This is a genomic window from Paracoccus sp. KKT209 (genome assembly GCF_055635455.1).
In genome coordinates this window covers 1,578,123-1,595,248 of the sequence record NZ_CM145758.1, presented here as the reverse complement: position 1 = coordinate 1,595,248, position 17,126 = coordinate 1,578,123, and the positions used below count along the sequence as shown (strand labels likewise).

20 protein-coding genes are annotated in these 17,126 nt (G+C 67.9%); 9 read left to right on the top strand and 11 right to left on the bottom strand.

Annotation, left to right across the window (positions count from 1 at the left end; all coding sequences use genetic code 11):
* The first annotated feature begins 2 nt into the window (after positions 1 to 2).
* Positions 3 to 1,064, top strand: a complete 1,062-nt coding sequence (selD, locus tag ACZ2G3_RS08050) for a selenide, water dikinase SelD (RefSeq protein ID WP_470398959.1) — start codon at positions 3 to 5, stop codon at positions 1,062 to 1,064.
* Here the strand turns inward: selD and ACZ2G3_RS08045 are convergent.
* The 4 genes from ACZ2G3_RS08045 to ACZ2G3_RS08030 all read right to left on the bottom strand — a co-directional run bounded on the left by ACZ2G3_RS08045 (position 1,061) and on the right by ACZ2G3_RS08030 (position 3,994).
* Positions 1,061 to 1,564 (bottom strand): phosphatase PAP2 family protein, encoded by a 504-nt coding sequence (locus ACZ2G3_RS08045; protein ID WP_470398957.1) that lies wholly within the window; start codon positions 1,562 to 1,564, stop codon positions 1,061 to 1,063. The two genes, selD and ACZ2G3_RS08045, sit on opposite strands and share 4 nt — an antisense overlap.
* A gap of 3 nt (positions 1,565 to 1,567) precedes the next feature.
* Positions 1,568 to 1,975, bottom strand: a complete 408-nt coding sequence (locus ACZ2G3_RS08040; protein WP_470398956.1) for a c-type cytochrome — start codon at positions 1,973 to 1,975, stop codon at positions 1,568 to 1,570.
* 62 nt (positions 1,976 to 2,037) lie between these two features.
* Entirely contained in the window at positions 2,038 to 2,706 is a 669-nt protein-coding gene (locus ACZ2G3_RS08035; RefSeq protein WP_419267732.1) for an ABC transporter ATP-binding protein, read from the bottom strand.
* Positions 2,699 to 3,994: a lipoprotein-releasing ABC transporter permease subunit gene (locus tag ACZ2G3_RS08030; RefSeq protein ID WP_470398954.1), complete on the bottom strand. Its 1,296-nt coding sequence runs from the start codon at positions 3,992 to 3,994 to the stop codon at positions 2,699 to 2,701. The genes ACZ2G3_RS08035 and ACZ2G3_RS08030 overlap by 8 nt, the downstream gene beginning before the upstream one ends.
* A gap of 137 nt (positions 3,995 to 4,131) precedes the next feature.
* Between ACZ2G3_RS08030 and radA the strand changes: the two genes are divergently transcribed.
* The 3 genes from radA to purF all read left to right on the top strand — a co-directional run bounded on the left by radA (position 4,132) and on the right by purF (position 7,780).
* Complete coding sequence (gene radA / locus ACZ2G3_RS08025) at positions 4,132 to 5,508, top strand: DNA repair protein RadA (protein ID WP_419267730.1); 1,377 nt, start codon at positions 4,132 to 4,134, stop codon at positions 5,506 to 5,508.
* A gap of 42 nt (positions 5,509 to 5,550) precedes the next feature.
* Positions 5,551 to 6,150 (top strand): CvpA family protein, encoded by a 600-nt coding sequence (locus ACZ2G3_RS08020; RefSeq protein ID WP_419267729.1) that lies wholly within the window; start codon positions 5,551 to 5,553, stop codon positions 6,148 to 6,150.
* Between the two features lie 139 nt (positions 6,151 to 6,289).
* Complete coding sequence (gene purF, locus ACZ2G3_RS08015; protein ID WP_470398951.1) at positions 6,290 to 7,780, top strand: amidophosphoribosyltransferase; 1,491 nt, start codon at positions 6,290 to 6,292, stop codon at positions 7,778 to 7,780.
* An 87-nt stretch (positions 7,781 to 7,867) separates the two neighbouring features.
* Here the strand turns inward: purF and ACZ2G3_RS08010 are convergent, their stop codons facing one another.
* The 3 genes from ACZ2G3_RS08010 to ACZ2G3_RS08000 are packed head-to-tail and all read right to left on the bottom strand — an operon-like array spanning position 7,868 to position 9,662.
* Positions 7,868 to 8,905 carry a 5-(carboxyamino)imidazole ribonucleotide synthase gene (locus tag ACZ2G3_RS08010; protein ID WP_470398950.1) on the bottom strand — a complete coding sequence of 346 codons (1,038 nt, stop codon included), beginning with the start codon at positions 8,903 to 8,905 and terminating at the stop codon, positions 7,868 to 7,870.
* Positions 8,898 to 9,383 carry a 5-(carboxyamino)imidazole ribonucleotide mutase gene (purE, locus tag ACZ2G3_RS08005; protein ID WP_470398949.1) on the bottom strand — a complete coding sequence of 162 codons (486 nt, stop codon included), beginning with the start codon at positions 9,381 to 9,383 and terminating at the stop codon, positions 8,898 to 8,900. Before purE ends, ACZ2G3_RS08010 begins: the two co-directional genes overlap by 8 nt.
* 60 nt (positions 9,384 to 9,443) lie before the next feature.
* Positions 9,444 to 9,662: a YdcH family protein gene (locus ACZ2G3_RS08000; protein ID WP_419267725.1), complete on the bottom strand. Its 219-nt coding sequence runs from the start codon at positions 9,660 to 9,662 to the stop codon at positions 9,444 to 9,446.
* A gap of 199 nt (positions 9,663 to 9,861) precedes the next feature.
* On the opposite strand from ACZ2G3_RS08000, the gene ACZ2G3_RS07995 reads away from it, so the two are divergent.
* The 3 genes from ACZ2G3_RS07995 to ACZ2G3_RS07985 all read left to right on the top strand — a co-directional run bounded on the left by ACZ2G3_RS07995 (position 9,862) and on the right by ACZ2G3_RS07985 (position 11,158).
* Positions 9,862 to 10,401 (top strand): hypothetical protein, encoded by a 540-nt coding sequence (locus tag ACZ2G3_RS07995; protein WP_470398948.1) that lies wholly within the window; start codon positions 9,862 to 9,864, stop codon positions 10,399 to 10,401.
* A gap of 108 nt (positions 10,402 to 10,509) precedes the next feature.
* A complete protein-coding gene (locus ACZ2G3_RS07990; protein WP_470398946.1) occupies positions 10,510 to 10,920 on the top strand; it encodes an Hsp20 family protein in 411 nt (136 codons plus the stop codon).
* A 10-nt stretch (positions 10,921 to 10,930) separates the two neighbouring features.
* Positions 10,931 to 11,158, top strand: coding sequence for a DUF1150 family protein (locus ACZ2G3_RS07985; RefSeq protein WP_470398945.1), 228 nt, complete (start codon positions 10,931 to 10,933; stop codon positions 11,156 to 11,158).
* On the opposite strand, the gene ACZ2G3_RS07980 is transcribed toward ACZ2G3_RS07985, so the two are convergent.
* Together ACZ2G3_RS07980 and ACZ2G3_RS07975 are read right to left on the bottom strand one after the other, a co-directional pair.
* On the bottom strand, positions 11,155 to 11,985 hold the full coding sequence (locus tag ACZ2G3_RS07980) for a TolB family protein (RefSeq protein WP_470398943.1): 831 nt from the start codon (positions 11,983 to 11,985) through the stop codon (positions 11,155 to 11,157). The two genes, ACZ2G3_RS07985 and ACZ2G3_RS07980, sit on opposite strands and share 4 nt — an antisense overlap.
* Positions 11,986 to 12,078: 93 nt before the next feature.
* Positions 12,079 to 13,788 (bottom strand): bifunctional sulfate adenylyltransferase/adenylylsulfate kinase, encoded by a 1,710-nt coding sequence (locus ACZ2G3_RS07975; RefSeq protein ID WP_470398941.1) that lies wholly within the window; start codon positions 13,786 to 13,788, stop codon positions 12,079 to 12,081.
* Between the two features lie 216 nt (positions 13,789 to 14,004).
* Between ACZ2G3_RS07975 and ACZ2G3_RS07970 the strand changes: the two genes are divergently transcribed.
* A complete protein-coding gene (locus ACZ2G3_RS07970; RefSeq protein ID WP_470398940.1) occupies positions 14,005 to 14,553 on the top strand; it encodes a hypothetical protein in 549 nt (182 codons plus the stop codon).
* Positions 14,554 to 14,624: 71 nt separating this feature from the next.
* Here the strand turns inward: ACZ2G3_RS07970 and trxB are convergent, their stop codons facing one another.
* Complete coding sequence (gene trxB, locus ACZ2G3_RS07965; RefSeq protein WP_470398938.1) at positions 14,625 to 15,608, bottom strand: thioredoxin-disulfide reductase; 984 nt, start codon at positions 15,606 to 15,608, stop codon at positions 14,625 to 14,627.
* A gap of 166 nt (positions 15,609 to 15,774) precedes the next feature.
* Here trxB and ACZ2G3_RS07960 point away from each other — a divergent pair, with 166 nt between their 5' ends.
* Positions 15,775 to 16,275 carry an Lrp/AsnC family transcriptional regulator gene (locus ACZ2G3_RS07960; RefSeq protein WP_419267717.1) on the top strand — a complete coding sequence of 167 codons (501 nt, stop codon included), beginning with the start codon at positions 15,775 to 15,777 and terminating at the stop codon, positions 16,273 to 16,275.
* A gap of 86 nt (positions 16,276 to 16,361) precedes the next feature.
* On the opposite strand, the gene pgeF is transcribed toward ACZ2G3_RS07960, so the two are convergent.
* Positions 16,362 to 17,126 (bottom strand): peptidoglycan editing factor PgeF, encoded by a 765-nt coding sequence (pgeF, locus tag ACZ2G3_RS07955; RefSeq protein ID WP_470398935.1) that lies wholly within the window; start codon positions 17,124 to 17,126, stop codon positions 16,362 to 16,364.

The window sequence follows — 17,126 nt, the reverse complement described above, 5'->3', positions numbered from 1 at the left end:
CGATGACCCCGACCCAGACCGCCGAACCCCGGCTGACCTCGCTGGCCCATGGCGGCGGCTGCGGCTGCAAGATCGCGCCGGGCGTGCTGTCGGGCCTGCTGCGCGGCAGCGCCGCCCTGCCCGTGCCGCCGCAGCTGCTGGTCGGGATCGAGACCTCGGACGACGCCGCCGTCTATCAGCTGAACGACCACCAGGCGCTGGTCGCCACGACGGACTTCTTCATGCCGGTGGTGGACGATCCCTTCGACTTCGGCCGCATCGCCGCGACCAACGCGATCAGCGACGTTTATGCGATGGGCGCGACCCCGATCCTGGCGCTGGCGATCGTCGGCATGCCGATCAACGCGATCTCGCACGAAACGATCGCGCGCATCCTGGACGGCGGCGCCGATGTCTGCCGCGCGGCGGGCATTCCCATCGCCGGCGGCCATACAATTGATTCGGTCGAACCGATCTATGGCCTCGTGGCCCTGGGCCTGGTCGATCCGGCGCGGCTCAAGCGCAATGCCGATGCGCACCCGGGCGATGTCCTGGTGCTGGGCAAGCCCCTGGGCGTGGGCGTCATGTCGGCGGCGCTGAAAAAGGGCGCGTTGGACGCACAGGGCTATGCCCGGATGATCGAGGTCACGACCCGGCTGAACCTGCCCGGGCCGGACCTTGCCGCGATCGACGGCGTCCATGCCATGACCGATGTCACGGGCTTCGGCCTGGGCGGCCACGCGCTGGAGATGGCACGCGGTTCTGGCTGCGACCTGCAGATCGACTGGCAGGCGGTCCCCAGGCTGCCGGGGATCGAGGCGATGATCGCCGCCGGCCACGTCACCGGCGCTTCGGGCCGCAACTGGGCCAGCTATTCGGAGGGCGTGGCCCTGCCCGAGGGCTTCCCTGATGCCGACCGCGCCCTGCTGACCGATCCGCAGACCAGCGGCGGGCTGATGGTCGCCTGCGCGCCCGAGGCGCTGGACCAGGTGCGCGCGGCCTTTGCCCGCCATGGCTTTGCCGAGGCCGCGGTGATCGGCGAGGTCGGTCCCCGCACCGACAGGCCCCGCGTTCTGCTGCGCTAGAACCGCATCCCGAAGCTGATCGCGGCCCCTTCCGAGCCGATGCCAAAGCTGGCGGCCCCCAGGCTGATGCCGATCAGGCTGCCAGCTAGGGCCTGCTCTGCGCTATGCTCTCCCGCCTGCACGCGGCTGAAGGCGGTCAGCCCCGCCGCGCCATAGGCGACCGCGCCCAATCCCGGCTCATCCGCGAAACATTTGCCCGCCAGATCGGCCGCGCCGAACCCCGCCGCCGCCGCATGGCCGGAGGGAAAGCCGCGCCCTTCGCCGGTGGGCCGCTGCCCCAGGCTCGATCCGTCCGTCAGCGCCTTCAGCGCCAGCACCAGCCCGGCCTGGACGGCTCCCCGGACGGCGAAGTCCTCCAGCCGATCCTGGTCCGCCGCACAGACCGCCGCCGCCAGCGGCAGTCCATACTTCATCGTCGTCCCGAACCGCTCCAGCGGTTCGGCCGCGCCCGGCCCTGCCAGCCCTGTCGCCAGCGCCGCGCCCAGCATCATCCGGCGCATGGGTTACTTTTGCAGCGTCTGGAGGTAATCGGCCATCGCGACCAGCCGCGCCGGCGTCGCCACCCGCTGCCCCGACCCGTCGTCATACATCACCACCGGCCCCTCGCGCAGCGCGTCAAAAACCGGCATGTGGGATTCGCTGCGGCCCATCGTATAGCCGACCAGCTGCCCCATCACGCGAGACTTGGGAAAGATGCCGCCGTTCTGGGCCGCCAGCTGCGTCAGGTCGGCCGGCGCGGGTTGCATGCCCACCGCCGCCGGACCGTTCCCACGTCCGGCCGGCCCGTGGCAGGCGGCGCAGTAATCCGCATAATCACGCGCGGCCCCCGTGGGCGCCGCCTCGGGCGCGCAGGCCGCCACCAGTCCCGCCAGGGCCAGCCCCGACATCCCCGCCATCATCACTGCCCGCATCGCTGCCCCCTTCAGGTTTATTGTCCGCACAGTTTGCACCGCCGCCGGCGCGGGTGCAACGATCAGGCCGTGCCGGCCAGCCGCACGATCCGGTCCATCCGCGCCGCCAGCGCATGGTTATGCGTGGCGATCAGCGCCGACAGCCCGGTCTCGCGCACCAGCCCCATCAGCACGTCGAACACCCGGTCCGAGGTTTCAGGGTCCAGGTTCCCCGTCGGCTCGTCCGCCAGCAGCAGGGCCGGCCCGTTGGCCAGCGCCCGGCAAAACGCCACGCGCTGCTGCTCGCCCCCCGACATCTGCGCCGGCCGATGGTCCGCCCGGTGCGCCAGCCCCACGCGGCCCAGCAGGTCCGCCGCCCGCGCCTGCGCGTCCCGCGCGCCGACGCCGTTGGCCAGCTGCGGCAGGACGATGTTCTCGGCCGCGCTGAATTCCGGCAGCAGATGATGGAACTGATAGACAAAGCCCAGCTCGCGTCGCCGCGCCTCGGTCCGCGCGCGGTCCGGCAGCCCGGTCATGTCGCGCCCCGACAGGATCACCCGCCCCGCATCGGGCGTGTCCAGCAGACCCGCGATATGCAGCAGGGTCGACTTGCCCGCCCCCGACGGCGCCACCAGGGCCACGACCTCGCCGCGCGCCACGCTCAGGTCCAGCGCCGACAGGACGGTGACGGGCGCAGGGCCGTCCTTGGCATAGGTCTTGGCGACCCCCTCCAGCCGCAGCACCTCATTCATAGCGCAGGGCCTCCACCGGGTTCATCCGGGCGGCACGGCGCGCGGGAAAGATCGTGACGATGAAGGACAGCGTCAGCGACAGGCCGACGGCGCGGGCGATGTCCCAGGCCCGCAGCTCGGCCGGCAGGCGATAGATGCCGCGCACCTCGGGCTGCCAGGCCCCACCGCCGGTCAGCGCGTTCAGCGCGGCCATGATGTTCTCCACGTTCAGCGCCAGCAGCACGCCCAGCAGCACCCCGGCCAGCGTGCCGATGATGCCGGTAAAGGCCCCGCACAGAAAGAACACCCGCAGCACCGATCCTTCGGTCAGGCCCATCGTGCGCAGGATGCCGATGTCGCGACCCTTGTTCTTGACCAGCATGATCAGCCCGCTGGTGATGTTCATCGACGCGATCAGCACCAGCACCGACAGGATGACGAACATCACGTCATCCTCCATGTCCAGCGCCGACAGGAAGGACCCGGACGCGTCGCGCCAGTTCCAGACCTGCGCCCCCTCGCCCGCCGCCTGCATCAGCGGCAGGGTCCATTCGTCCACCTGCTCGGGACGCTCGACAAAGACCTCGATCTCGTCGGCGACGCCCTCGCGGTTGAAATAGGACTGCGCCTCCTCCAGCGGCATGTAGATGCGCGTCCGGTCGATGTCATAGCGCCCGGCGCTGAAGACATAGGTCACCTCATAGGCGCTGACCCGCGGCGTGGTGCCAAAGGCGGTCCGTGCCCCCTCGGGCGCGATCAGCCGGATGCGGTCGCCCAGGCCCACGCCCAGTTCGCGCGCGATCCCCGACCCGATGGCGATGCCCTCGCCAAACCGGTCCAGGTCGCCATAGGAGGTCTCGGGGTCCACGATCCGCGGCATGGCCTCCAGGTCGGCGCGGCGGATGCCGAACACCTCGGCCACGTTCGAGCTGTCATTGGCGCTGGCCATGACCTGCCCCTTGATCACGGCGGCGGTGCGGGTCACGCCCGGCAGTTCGGCCAGCCGCGCGGCCATCTCCTCGTAATCGGCGATCCGGCCCGGCACGACATGGACGTCGTCGGTGTACTCGTTCGTGATCTGCCGCGGCGCCATGTAGACGGTCGTATGCGCATTGGCGCCCAGGATCGTGTCCACGAACTCGGCCCGGAACCCCGCGCGCACGGCCAGCGTGGCGATCAGCGCCATCACCCCCAGGGCGATGCCGATCAGGCTGATCCAGGTCATGACGCTGACCCCGCCCTCGGCGCGTCGCGCCCGAAGATAGCGCCAGGCGATCATGAATTCGTAGCGCGAAAAGCCTATGGCCATGGTCCAAGCCCCTGAATTTCCGTCCGGACCCTGACCCCGCCGCCCCCGGATTTCAAGCCGACAAAGGCGTGAGCGGCGTCTTCGTGGCGCAAAAAACCCATCTTGCGACGCCCGCCGCCGGGTGCCACATGAGGGGCATGGCAAAATCCGTCACCGCCTTCACCTGCACCGCCTGCGGCGCGGCCCACAAGAAATGGGCCGGGCGCTGCGACGCCTGCAACGCCTGGAACACCATCGTCGAGGAAGGGCCCCTGTCGCAGGGTCCGGGCCGCGGCCTCGGCGCCGCCAAGGGCCGCGCCGTGCCCCTCTCCGGCCTGACCACCAGCGAACCGCCGCCGCCCCGCTGCCTGTCGGGAATGGAGGAGTTCGACCGCGTCCTGGGCGGCGGCCTCGTCCCCGGCTCGGCGCTGCTGGTCGGCGGCGATCCCGGCATCGGCAAATCGACGCTGCTCCTGCAGGCGGCGGCGGCGTTTTCACGCCACGACCTCCAGGCGATCTACTTTTCGGGAGAGGAAGCCAGCGCCCAGGTCCGCATGCGCGCGCAGCGCCTCGGGCTGGCGGATGCGCCCATGCGTCTTGGGGCGGAAACCAACCTGCGCGACATCCTGACGACGCTGGACGCCGAACGCCCGGACGTGGCCGTGATCGACTCGATCCAGACGCTCTGGTCCGACACGGTCGAGGCCGCACCCGGCAGCGTGGCCCAGGTCCGCGCCGCCGCGCATGAGCTGGTGACCTTCGCCAAGCGGCGCGGCGTGGCCGTCATCCTGGTGGGCCATGTCACCAAGGAAGGCCAGATCGCCGGCCCCCGCGTGGTCGAGCACATGGTCGACACCGTCCTCTATTTCGAGGGCGAGCGCGGCCACCAGTTCCGCATCCTGCGCTCGGTCAAGAACCGCTTCGGCCCTTCGGGAGAGATCGGCGTCTTCGAGATGACCGGCGCGGGCCTTTCCGAGGTCGCCAACCCCTCGGCGCTGTTCCTGTCGGAACGCGGCCAGCCGATCGCCGGCAGCGCGGTCTTTGCGGGCATCGAGGGCACACGCCCCGTCCTGACCGAGGTTCAGGCCCTGGTCGCGCCCTCGACGCTGGCCAGCCCCCGCCGCACGGTTGTGGGTCTGGACAGCGGCCGCGTCAGCACGATCCTGGCGGTGCTGGAGGCACGCTGCGGCATCCCCTTCGCGGGCCTCGACGTCTTCCTGAACGTGGCGGGCGGCATGAAGGTCGCCGAACCCGCCGCCGACCTGGCCATCGCCGGCGCGCTTCTGTCGGCGCGCGAGGACAGCCCTTTGCCTCCCGATGCCGTCCTTTTCGGTGAGATCAGCCTTTCGGGGGCGCTGCGCCCCGTCGCACAGGCCGAAAACCGGTTGAAAGAGGCGCAGAAACTTGGTTTTTCACAAGCGATTTTACCCGACGCCTCCAAGGTCGAGGGACCAGACAAGAACGGGTCCGGAATGGCGCTGAGGCGCATCACCGACCTGACGGCATTTGTGGGCGAGGTCTTCGGCGCCGGCTGAACCGCCTGATCGACAAAGAAAACCGGCGCAAGGGACAGGAACATGGACGGCTTTACGATCATCGACGCCGTGGTGGCGGGTGTCATCATCCTCTCGGCGATCCTCGCCTGGTCGCGTGGCTTCGTGCGCGAATCGCTGGCCATCCTGGGCTGGATCGGCGCGGCGATCCTGGCCTTCCTTTTCGCGCCGACGGTGCGGCCGATGGTGGCGCAACTGCCGGTGCTGGACCGCTTCATGGGCGACAGCTGCGAACTGGCCACCATCGCGGCCTTTGCCGCGGTCTTCGCGCTGGCGCTGGTGGTCTTCTCGATCATCACGCCGCTGTTCTCCAGCGTGGTCCAGCGTTCGGCATTGGGCGGGGTGGATCAGGGGATCGGCTTTCTCTTCGGCGTGGCCCGCGGCATCCTTTTGGTCGCGATCGCCTTCATCGTCTATGACCGCGTCATGACCAGCCAGACCGTGGCCATGGTCGAGGACTCGCGCTCGGCCCAGGTGTTCGAACGCATGCGCGGCCAGATGGACGAACAGATCCCCCAGGACGCGCCGGGCTGGATCGTGGGCCGCTATGAACAGATGGTCCGCGCCTGCACCGCCGATGCCACCACCCTCAGCCCTACCGCGACGCCCCCGGCCGCCAACTGACGGCCAATACCGGACCGCCGGCAGCAACACGACAGTCCGATGACGAAAAAGCGCCCCCGCCCAACCGCGGGGGCGTGACTTTACGGGACGGCAGGACTACATAGCCCCCGACAGCCCCCAGCCATCACAGGACGTGCCGATGCAACCCTTCCTGGCCCATCCGTTCGATTCGGACCGACTGCACGAAGAGTGCGGGATCTTCGGTGCCATCGGCGTGGCCGATGCTTCGAACTTCGTCGCACTGGGGCTCCATGCCCTGCAGCACCGCGGCCAGGAGGCCGGCGGCATCGTGGCCCATGACCCCGAACACGGGTTCAACAGCGCCCATCGCTTCGGCTATGTGCGCGACAACTTCACCAAGCCCGAACTGATGGCGACCCTGCCCGGTTCGCTGGCCATCGGCCATGTGCGCTATTCGACCGCCGGGACCAAGGCCAACACCGCGATCCGCGACGTCCAGCCCTTCTTCGGCGAGTTTCACATGGGCGGCTGCGCGATCGCCCATAACGGCAACATCACCAACGCCAATGCGCTGCGCCGCGAACTGATCGAGCGCGGCTCGATCTTCCAGTCCTCCTCGGACAGCGAATGCATCATCCACCTGATGGCCCGGTCCATCCAGCGCAACATCCCCGAGCGGATGAAGGACGCGCTGCGCCGGATCGAGGGCGCCTTCAGCGTCATCGCCATGACCCGGACCAAGCTGATCGGCGTGCGCGACCCCCTGGGCGTGCGGCCGCTCGTCCTGGGCCGTGTGGGCGAGGACGGCTATGTCCTGGCCTCGGAAACCTGCGCGCTGGACATCATCGGCGCCGACTTCCTGCGCGAGATCGAGCCGGGCGAGATGGTCGTCATCTCCAAGGGCGAGGTCGTCTCCTCGCGCCCCTTCGGCCCCTCCACGGGCCGGTTCTGCATCTTCGAGCATGTCTATTTCTCGCGCCCCGATTCCATCATCGGCGGCCGGTCCGTCTATGAGACCCGCCGTCAGATCGGCGTGGAACTGGCCCGCGAGGCGCCGGTCGAGGCCGACCTGGTCTGTCCGGTGCCCGACAGCGGCACCCCGGCGGCCATCGGCTTTGCGCAGGAATCGGGCATTCCCTATGGCATGGGGATCATCCGCAACCAGTACATGGGCCGGACCTTCATTGAACCTTCCGAGCAGATCCGCAACATGGGCGTCCGGCTGAAGCTGAACGTGAACCGCGCCCTAATCGCCGGCAAGCGCGTGGTGCTGGTCGACGACAGCGTGGTGCGCGGCACCACCAGCCGCAAGATCAAGGACATGATCCTGGACGCGGGCGCGGCCGAGGTGCATTTCCGCATCGCCTCGCCCCCGACCTCCTGGCCCTGCTTCTATGGCGTGGACACGCCCGACCGCGACAAGCTGCTGGCCGCGAACATGTCCACCGACGAGATGCGCGACTGGATCGGCGTGGACAGCCTGTCCTTCGTGTCGCTGGACGGGCTTTATCGGGCCGTGGGCGAGGCGGAGGGGCGCAACAGCAAATGCCCGCAATATTGCGACGCCTGCTTCTCGGGCGACTATCCGGTCGCCCCCTTCGACCAGCTGGAGCGCGGCTTCCGGATGAAGTCGGGCTCCGAGACGGCGGTCAAGCAGGCGGCCGAATAGGATTGCGTCCCGCGACGGCCGGGGGCTTGCCGCCCCCGGCCGTCGCGGGACGGCTCAATCGGTCAGGTTCCGGAAAAGCGGATGCGCCTATCCGCTGATCCGGTTTGCATGGCCCATCTTGCGGCCGCGACGCGCCTCGCCCTTGCCGTAAAGATGCAGCTGCGTGCGCGGCGCGCGCAGCAGGTCCGGCACGCGCTCCATGTCGTCGCCGATCAGGTTCTCCATTAAAACATCGGCATGGCGCTTGCCGTCGCCCAGGGGCAGGCCCGCCACGGCGCGGATGTGCTGCTCGAACTGGTCCACGGCGCAGCCAGCCTGCGTCCAGTGGCCGGAATTGTGAACGCGGGGCGCGATCTCGTTCACGATCAGGCCCTGGGGCGTCACGAACAGCTCGACCCCCAGAACGCCCACGTAATCCAGCGCATTGGCGATCCGGGCGGCGATCAGGACCGCGTCGGTCGTGACCCGCGCCGGCTGCCCGCAGGGCACGGTCGTGCTGCGCAGGATGCCACCTTCGTGGACGTTCAGGCCGGGGTCGAAGGCCGCCACCTGCCCGTCGGCGCCGCGGGCGATGATGACGCTGATCTCGGCCGTGAAGGCGACGAAACCCTCCAGCACCGAAGGCGCGCCGGTCCATTCGGCCTCGCCCGTCTCGCCGATACGGACCTGGCCCTTTCCGTCATAGCCCATCCGCCGGGTCTTGAGGATCGAGGGCCGGCCGATCTGCGCAATCGCCCCCTCCAGCGCCGCCTGGTCCGGCACGTCGGCAAAGGGCGCGGTTGTCAGGCCGATCTCGTTCAGGAAGGCCTTCTCGGTCAGCCGGTCCTGCGACACCGCCAGCGCACGACGGTTCGGGCGGATCGGGCGGATTGATTCCAGCAGGTCCAGCGCGCTGGTCGGCACGTTCTCGAATTCATAGGTGATGACATCGACCGATTGCGCAAAGTCGCGCAGCGCGGCCTCGTCCTCATAGGGGGCGCTTGTCACACGCCAGGCCACGTCCCCGGCCGGCGCCGCGCCCGGCTCAAAGATGTGGCAGCACAGCCCAAGGCGGCTTGCCGCGACCGACAGCATGCGGCCCAACTGGCCGCCGCCCAGGATGCCGATGGTCCGGATCTCACTCATCGCGCGGCTCCTCGGGGATCGAGGCCGACAGCGCCTCGCGCCAGGCATCCAGACGGGCGGCCAGATCGGCATCCGACAGCGCCAGGATTCCTGCCGCCATCAGCCCAGCATTGGCGGCCCCCGCAGCCCCGATGGCCATGGTCGCCACAGGATAGCCCTTGGGCATCTGCAGGATCGAATAGAGCGAATCCACCCCCGACAGGGCCTTGGTCTGGACCGGCACGCCGATCACCGGCACCCGCGTCTTCGAGGCCATCATGCCGGGCAGATGCGCCGCGCCGCCCGCGCCCGCGATGATGACGCGCAGGCCCCGCTCGACGGCGGTCTTGCCATAGGTCCACAGCCGGTCCGGGGTGCGGTGGGCGCTGACGATCCGCGCCTCATAGCCGATCCCCAGCTCGTCCAGGATCGAGGCCGCCTCGCGCATGGTCGGCCAGTCCGACTGGCTGCCCATGATGATTCCCACCGGTCTGTCCATCGCTTGTCCCCGTCAGCGTCCGTTGGGCCCCCGCATAGCGCGGGCGCGCGCGGCTCGCAATCAGGCGATGATGTCGGGGGTCAGCTCGTCTTCCAGCCGGGCGATCCGGTCCTTCAACACCAGCTTCTGCTTCTTCAGACGCTGCAGCGCCAGGGACGAGGTCAGCTGCTGGTCCTGCAGGGCGGCAATCGCCTCGTCCAGGTCGCGATGCTCGCAGCGCAGGGCCTCCAGCCGGGCGCGGCTGATCTCGTCATGGGTCATCGAGTGCTGCATGTTCATCGGGCGGACTCTGCTGAAGCGCGTGGCCTTGTGTCACAAGATATAGCCGCAACCCGCTGGCTTGTTAACAGGATCCTTTCGGAACCGTGCGGATTTCGGGCCTTCCCCTGCGGCAACCCATTGCCAAACAAACCGGAACGCGGCACCTTGATCTACAGGATCTTGTCGGTTTCGCGTTCGCCCTGCCCGGAGCTCCGTCATGCAGACAGCCGCTGTTCCCCTCGGCATCATCTTCCTGATCTTCGCGGCCCCAGCCTCGGCCCAGCCAGCAGACCCGTCCTGCCCCCAGTCCTGTTCCCTGCTTGCGACCTCTCACGGCGCGCCGCAGGATTGCGCCACCTCCGCCTGCCAGGCCGACCTTCTGTCGCGCCAGCCGATCGGCGGCTGGACGGTCACGGAAACGCCCGGCGCCGATGCCCATGCGGCCACCGTGCAGGTCCATGGCCGGACGCTCAGCTATCGCTGCCGCGATGGCCAGCCGGGGGTGGTCGAGCTTACGGGGGTGGACCACTCGGTCGTGCTGGGCGTCGACGGCTGGCGGCTGGACGTGCCCTTCACCGCCGATGGTCCTGTCCTGTCGGCCCCCGCCATGTCCGGGTCGACCCTGCTGGAGGCCCTGCTGGAGGGGCACCATGCCCAGGTCACCTCGGGGCAGATCACGACCAGCTTTCCCCTGGCCGGATCGGGCAACGCGATCCGCCGTGCCATGGCCGCCTGCGGCATGGTGCCCCCCTCCTGAACACCGTGGATCTTGCAGGGGGCCTGCGACGTTACCATATTGAGGAAACCGGAACGGCCGCCGACACGGGGCCGCAGCCGGACAGTCGCTTCAACGCAAAGGGCTGAGATGACGAAGATTTCCTTGGGGGCTCACCCCTATCTGCTGGGCTTCGACCAGCTGGAACGCTTGGCGGAACGTGCCGCCAAAGGGGCCGAAGGCTATCCGCCCTACAACATCGAACATATGGCACCCGACGGGTTCCGCATCACCCTGGCCGTCGCCGGCTTTTCCGAAGGCGACCTGGCCATCACCACCGAGGACCGGCAGCTTGTCATCCGGGGCCGCATGCCCGAGGCCGATGAGAACCGCGTCTTCCTGCATCGCGGCATCGCCGCCCGCGCCTTCCAGCGCAGCTTCGTGCTGGCCGACGGGGTCGAGGTCGTCTCGGCCGCCATGGAAAACGGGCTTCTGCATGTCGACCTGCGCCGGGTCCAACCCCAGCAGGTCGTCAAGACCATACCGATCAGCCGCAAGTAAGGGGATCACCATGAACAGCAAATTCAACTTCGGTGACACCGAAAACACCCAGACGGTCTACATCCGCACCGTCGCGACCGAGACGCTGCCCGACGACATCCGCGACCAGTTGTCGGGCGTCGAGACGATGTATGCCGTGCACGACACGGACGGCGAACGCCTGGCCCTGGTCCAGGACCGCAACATGGCCTTCATGCTGGCGCGCCAGAACGAATTGTCGCCCGTCAGCGTGCACTAGGCCTCAGGCGCATAGCGCATGAAGGCGAAGGCCTGCCCATCGGGGGACCAGCAGGGCACGTTCAGCGTGCCCTGCCCCCCGAAAAGGTCCAACAGCTTGTGCCGCACGCTTCCGTCGGGCCGCATGATCCACAGCGACACGTCGCGGTCGCGCGGATGCCCCTCGGTCCCTGGCGCATAGGCCAGGTAGACCACGTGCCTTCCGCAGGGCGAGGGATGGGGAAACCAGTTCACATTCTCATCGTGAAAGACCGGCGCGGCATCGGCGCCGTCCCACCGCATCCGCCAGATCTGCGCATGGCCCGTCGCATCCGAATTGAACCAGATATGCTGCCCGCAGGCCGAGAAATCGGGTCCGTCGTGATGGGCCGCCCCCGGCGTCAGAACGACCTCGTTGCTTCCATCCAGGTCGCTGCGGGCAATGCGCACGATCCGGTCACCGCCGCGCACGCAGGCATAGCACAAGTGCCGCGCGCTAGCCCCGTGCCACCAGCTTGGACGCGGCTGCGGCAGGGGACGCAGGCCCTGCGCGTCATGCACATGCATACCCGCCCCGCTGCCGTCATGGGCGGAAAAGATGATCCCGCCATCGGGCAGAAAGCCATGGTCGTTGTTACACCGCTCGGTGCTGCCCGTCTTGATCGGTATCAGACCGCTCGCGTCGGCGCGCCACAGCTGCCCGTCGCCGTTGACCAGGAACCAGCCGTCGGGATGCCAGTTCGGCGCCTCGATCAGCTGCGGCGTGCGCAGGACTACCCGCGCTGTCCCCGTCGCCAGGTCGAACACTTCCAGCGATGATCGCCAGCCGGTCGCCTCATTGTCGCTCATCGCCTGTCCTTGGCATGACCGGGCCAAACCCGGGTGGTGGAACGCGAAAAGGCCCCGGCACGGTGCCGGGGCCTGAACAAGGTTGGTGGAGGATCAGCTGAGGCCGATCAGCCCCATGCCTTCCAGCTTCAGCAGCACCTGGTGCGCGGCGGCATCCACGTCGATGTCGGTCGTGTCCACGCGCAGCTCGGGCTTGGCCGGCTCCTCATAAGGGTCCGAGATCCCGGTGAATTCCTTGATCTTGCCTTCGCGGGCCAGCTTGTAGAGGCCCTTGCGATCGCGCTTTTCGCATTCGTCCAAGGGCGTTGCGACGTGAACCTCGACGAATGCCCCGCCGGCCTCGACCATCTCGCGTACGGCGCGGCGGGTCGCGGTATAAGGCGCGATCGGCGCACAGATCGCGATGCCACCGTTCTTGGTGATCTCGGAGGCGACATAGCCGATGCGCTTGATGTTGATGTCGCGATGCTCCTTGGAAAAGCCCAGTTCCGACGACAGGTGCTTGCGGACCACGTCGCCATCCAGCAGCGACACGGGACGCCCGCCCATCTCCATCAGCTTGACCATCAGCGCGTTGGCAACGGTCGATTTGCCCGAACCCGACAGGCCGGTGAAGAAGACCGTGAAGCCCTGCTGGGCGCGCGGCGGCGAGGTGCGGCGCAGCTGCTGGACGACCTCGGGAAAGCTGAACCATTCGGGAATGTCCAGACCTTCGCGCAGGCGGCGGCGCAGTTCGGTACCGCTGATGTCCAGGACCGTCGCGCCCTCGGGCACCTCGTTGGCGGGATAATAGCTGGCCTTTTCCTGCACATAGACCATGTGCTTGAAGTCGACCATCTCGACGCCGATCTCGTCCTGGAACTGCTTGAACAGCTCCTGCGCGTCATAGGGACCATAGAAGTCCTGGCCCGCGCTGTTCTTGCCGGGGCCGGCATGGTCGCGGCCGACGATGAAATGCGTGACGCCGTGGTTCTTGCGGATCAGCCCGTGCCAGACCGCCTCGCGCGGTCCCGCCATGCGCATCGCCAGGTTCAGCAGCGACAGGTTCGTCGTCGCCGCCGGATACTTGTCCAGCACCGCCTCATAGCAGCGGACGCGGGTGAAGTGGTCCACGTCGCCGGGCTTGGTCATGCCCACGACCGGATGGATCAGCAGGTTGGCCTGGGCCTCGCGCGCGGCGCGGAAGGTCAGCTCCTGGTGGGCGCGGTGCAGCGGGTTGCGCGTCTGGAAGGCCACGACGCGGCTCCAGCCCAGCTTCTTGAAAAAGGCGCGCAGCTCGTTCGGCGTGTTGCGCCGGGCACGGAAGTCGTAATGCGTCGGTGCCTGCAGGCCCTTGATCGGGCCGCCCAGATAGACGGGGCCCGCGACGTTGTGCAGATAGTTGACGGCCGGATGCGCCAGGTCGTCGGCGCCAAAGACCTTCTCGGCCTCGCGGGCCTTGTTCGGGACCCATTTGTCGGTGACCGACATGATCGCCAGGATCACGCCTTCCTGGTCACGCAGCGCGATGTCGGTGCCCGGCTCCAGCCCTTCGGCGAACTTCTCGTTCACGTCCAGCGTGATGGGCATCGGCCACAGCGCGCCCGAGTCCAGGCGCATGTTCTCGACCACGCCCTCGTAATCGGCCTGGGTCAGAAAGCCCTTCAGCGGGTTGAAGCCGCCGTTCATCAGCAGCTCCAGATCGCAGATCTGGCGCGCGGTCAGGTCCCAGCTGGGCATCTGGCCCGCTTCGTCCTTCAGCGCGGCGGCCGCCTCGGACGAGACGTAAAGCTCGGGGATCGGGGTCTGGTTCGGAAGGGTCATGTCGAGCGCTCGAGTGGTTGAACAATCAGAATGAGAACACGGCCAGGTCGGCTCGCGTCGCTTGGGCGCAGTCCTAGCGGCCTTCAAAGCGATATTCAAGTCTGGGAAAACGCTTTTGTGGAACTGTTGCAAAGGCCGGCCGCGGCCTGACCAAAGGGAACCTTGCAGCCCCGCTTCCGTTGGTTTTTCCAGCAAATCAAGACAAGGATCACCGCCATGAGCCATGACGCCGCAACCCCCGAAGAACAGCGCGCCCTCAGCAAGGACGAACAGGACCTAGCCGACCGCGCCCGTCACCCGGCCCTCGGTGCCCTCAGCGACAAGGAACTCTCGGACCTGATTCCCCTGCTGCGCGACCGCCGCAACCGCGCGCGCGACATCAGCGACCGCCAGGGGCGCGAAGCACGCGGCAAGGCCGATCCGGCCGGCATCAACCCCGCCGGCGGCAATGAGGGCACGCGCAGCAAGGCCGACTACCTCAACGCCGCTCTGGATCGCGCCATGGCCGAACGCGATCGCCGTCAGTCGGGCAGCGACGACAGTTCCAGCCAGTCGGACCTGTCCCGCAAGGCGATGGAGATGAAGGAAGGCGCCGAGGACCAGAACCCGATGATGGAGGACGGCGCGCCGCTCCATCCGAACGACCCCGACGCCGATCCCGGCAAAAAGGGCATGGCCGCGACCGAACGCAACACCGCGCCCTCGGGCGCGCTGGATCACGCCGGCGAAGGTCCGGCCCGTGAACGGTCGCGCACCCGCCGCTGACGGCACATGCTGAACATGAAAAGGCCCGGACCGCATCGGCGATCCGGGCCTTTTTTCCACCTCTCGGGGGTTCAGGCGATGCTGGCCACCAGTTGCTCGGGCACGGTCTCGACTCCGTCCTGCGCCGCCAGGAAATGCTCGGCATCCAGCGCCGCCATGCAGCCCATGCCCGCACTGGTGATGGCCTGGCGATAGACGTGATCGGTCAGGTCGCCCGCCGCAAAGACCCCCGGGATCGAGGTGCGGGTGCTGCCGGGCTCGACCTTCACATAGCCGCCGTTGTGCAGTTCCAGCTGGTCCTTGACCAATTCGTTGGCCGGCGCATGGCCGATCGCCACAAAGATGCCGTCGGCCGCGACCTGCCGCGTGGACCCGTCCAGCAGGTTGCGCAGGACCGCGCCCGTCACGCCCATCGGCGTTTCGGCCCCCGAAACCTCGGCCAGTTCGTGGTTCCAGATCACCTCCACCTTGGGGTGGTTCAGCAGCCGGTTCTGCAGGATCTTTTCGGCCCGCAGACTGTCGCGGCGATGAACCAGGGTCACCTTGCTGGCGAACTTGGTCAGGAACAGCGCCTCCTCGACCGCGGTATTGCCGCCGCCGATCACGATCACCTCGCGGTTGCGGTAAAAGAACCCGTCGCAGGTCGCGCAGGCGCTGACGCCAAAGCCCTTGAACTTCTCCTCCGAGGGCAGGCCCAGCCAGCGCGCCTGCGCGCCCGTCGCCAGGATCACGGCATCCGCCCGGACCACCCGCCCGCTGTCGCATTCGGCCGTGAAGGGCCGCGACGACAGGTCCAGCCGCGTGACCATGTCGGTCACGACCTCGGCCCCCATCGCCAAGGCATGGGCCTCCATCTTCACCATCAGCTCGGGGCCCTGGATCTCGGTCTCGCCCGGCCAGTTCTCGACCTCGGTGGTGATGGTCAGCTGCCCGCCGGGCTGCATCCCCTGGATTAGCATCGGCTCCAGCATCGCGCGCGAGGCATAGACGGCGGCGGTATAGCCCGCGGGCCCCGATCCGATGATCAAAAGTTTAACATGGCTGCGTTCGGTCATCTTGCGCCCCTTTGCCGGTTTGTGCATGAGGTAATCGCTCGCGCGGCCGACTGCAACGCATCACGCCCCGCAGCCGCGCATGCGGATTTCCAGAAAGAATGTTGCGCAAAGCCAGAGCACATTGTAGTTTCCGGCAACGCCACGACCGAACAGAAGAAAGATCAACATGGCCGGCGCCAAGCTCGACGACATCGACCGCAAGATCCTGGCCGAACTGCAGGCCGATGGCCGCATGACCAATGTCGAACTGGCCCGCCGCGTCGGCATCTCGGCGCCCCCCTGCCTGCGCCGCGTCCGCACGCTGGAGGAACTGGGCTATATCCGCGGCTACCACGCCATCCTGGATGCCCGCGAACTGGGATTCGAGGTGCAGGTCTTCGCCATGGTGCGGCTCGCCTCGCAATCTGAACGCGACCTTTCCGCCTTCGAGGCACTGGTCCAAGGATGGCCGCTGGTCCGCGAATGCCACATGCTGAACGGCGAGATCGACTTCATCCTGAAATGCGTCTCTCCGGACCTCTCGACCTTCCAGCGCTTCCTGACCAACAGCCTGACCGCCGCGCCGAACGTGGCCTCGGTCAAGACCTCGCTGGTGATCCGCGGCGCCAAGGACGAACCCGCCGTTCCCTTCGAGATCGTCGAGGAGCGCGTCCGCGAAGCCGGCTGACGCGCAACACCGGCAAATGCAACGCCCGCAAGCTGTGCACGATCGGTGCACGCATGGTGTCACCCGCGTGCATGCCCTGTGCGGGCCTATAATGCGATGGCGCTGATCAGCCGCCCGTAATCCGGCTGCCCCTCATGCGTCGACCGGCGATAGCTGAAGAACCGCTGCGGGTCCGAATAGGTGCAATGCCCGGACCACTCGGCCTCGACCCCGGCCGCGCGCAGCCGCATCAGGCCGAAACCCGGCAGGTCGAACATCGGCCGACCGGCGGGTCCGCCGCTGAAGAACCTTTGATACTCATCGTCTTCGGCCAGAAACTCATCCATGAAATCCTCGCCGACTTCATAGGCGCGCTGGCTGATCGTGGGACCGATCACCGCCCGGATATCGGTCGCCCCCAGCTGCCGCATGGCGGCCACGGTCGCCTCGATCACGCCGCCAAGCGCCCCGCGCCACCCGGCATGGCAGGCCCCCACCACGCCCGCCCCGGCATCGGCCAGCAGCACCGGCTGGCAATCGGCCGTCAGCACGGCCACCGCCACGTCCCGCCGCGCCGTCACCAGCCCATCGGCTTGGATTTCCCTGACCTTTTCGACATCGTCCCCGTCGCCAAGTGTCACCACATCGGCCGAGTGGACCTGCTTCACCGTCGCCAGATGCTGCGCCGGAACACCCATGGCGCTTGCCGCCCGGGCCCGGTTCACCTGCACCATGTCGCTCTGGTCGCTGGACCGCCGTCCACAATTCAGCCCCGCAAACAGGCCCGAGGACGCCCCGCCCTTTCTAGTGAAAAATCCGTGCTTTACATCGGACAGCAGCGGGTGGGTCAGGATTTCGAGCGTCGTCTGCAT

Coding starts and splice junctions, on each gene's coding strand:
- radA (WP_419267730.1), top strand. CDS start 4,132: ATGGCAAAATCCGTCACCGCCTTCACCTGCACCGCCTGCGGCGCGGCC.
- ACZ2G3_RS08000 (WP_419267725.1), bottom strand. CDS start 9,662: ATGAACATGCAGCACTCGATGACCCATGACGAGATCAGCCGCGCCCGG.
- selD (WP_470398959.1), top strand. CDS start 3: ATGACCCCGACCCAGACCGCCGAACCCCGGCTGACCTCGCTGGCCCAT.
- ACZ2G3_RS08020 (WP_419267729.1), top strand. CDS start 5,551: ATGGACGGCTTTACGATCATCGACGCCGTGGTGGCGGGTGTCATCATC.
- ACZ2G3_RS07960 (WP_419267717.1), top strand. CDS start 15,775: ATGGCCGGCGCCAAGCTCGACGACATCGACCGCAAGATCCTGGCCGAA.
- ACZ2G3_RS07990 (WP_470398946.1), top strand. CDS start 10,510: ATGACGAAGATTTCCTTGGGGGCTCACCCCTATCTGCTGGGCTTCGAC.
- ACZ2G3_RS08030 (WP_470398954.1), bottom strand. CDS start 3,994: ATGGCCATAGGCTTTTCGCGCTACGAATTCATGATCGCCTGGCGCTAT.
- purE (WP_470398949.1), bottom strand. CDS start 9,383: ATGGACAGACCGGTGGGAATCATCATGGGCAGCCAGTCGGACTGGCCG.
- ACZ2G3_RS07995 (WP_470398948.1), top strand. CDS start 9,862: ATGCAGACAGCCGCTGTTCCCCTCGGCATCATCTTCCTGATCTTCGCG.
- ACZ2G3_RS07980 (WP_470398943.1), bottom strand. CDS start 11,985: ATGAGCGACAATGAGGCGACCGGCTGGCGATCATCGCTGGAAGTGTTC.
- ACZ2G3_RS08010 (WP_470398950.1), bottom strand. CDS start 8,905: ATGAGTGAGATCCGGACCATCGGCATCCTGGGCGGCGGCCAGTTGGGC.
- ACZ2G3_RS07970 (WP_470398940.1), top strand. CDS start 14,005: ATGAGCCATGACGCCGCAACCCCCGAAGAACAGCGCGCCCTCAGCAAG.
- ACZ2G3_RS07985 (WP_470398945.1), top strand. CDS start 10,931: ATGAACAGCAAATTCAACTTCGGTGACACCGAAAACACCCAGACGGTC.
- ACZ2G3_RS07975 (WP_470398941.1), bottom strand. CDS start 13,788: ATGACCCTTCCGAACCAGACCCCGATCCCCGAGCTTTACGTCTCGTCC.
- ACZ2G3_RS08040 (WP_470398956.1), bottom strand. CDS start 1,975: ATGCGGGCAGTGATGATGGCGGGGATGTCGGGGCTGGCCCTGGCGGGA.
- ACZ2G3_RS08045 (WP_470398957.1), bottom strand. CDS start 1,564: ATGCGCCGGATGATGCTGGGCGCGGCGCTGGCGACAGGGCTGGCAGGG.
- purF (WP_470398951.1), top strand. CDS start 6,290: ATGCAACCCTTCCTGGCCCATCCGTTCGATTCGGACCGACTGCACGAA.
- trxB (WP_470398938.1), bottom strand. CDS start 15,608: ATGACCGAACGCAGCCATGTTAAACTTTTGATCATCGGATCGGGGCCC.
- pgeF (WP_470398935.1), bottom strand. CDS start 17,126: ATGCAGACGACGCTCGAAATCCTGACCCACCCGCTGCTGTCCGATGTA.
- ACZ2G3_RS08035 (WP_419267732.1), bottom strand. CDS start 2,706: ATGAATGAGGTGCTGCGGCTGGAGGGGGTCGCCAAGACCTATGCCAAG.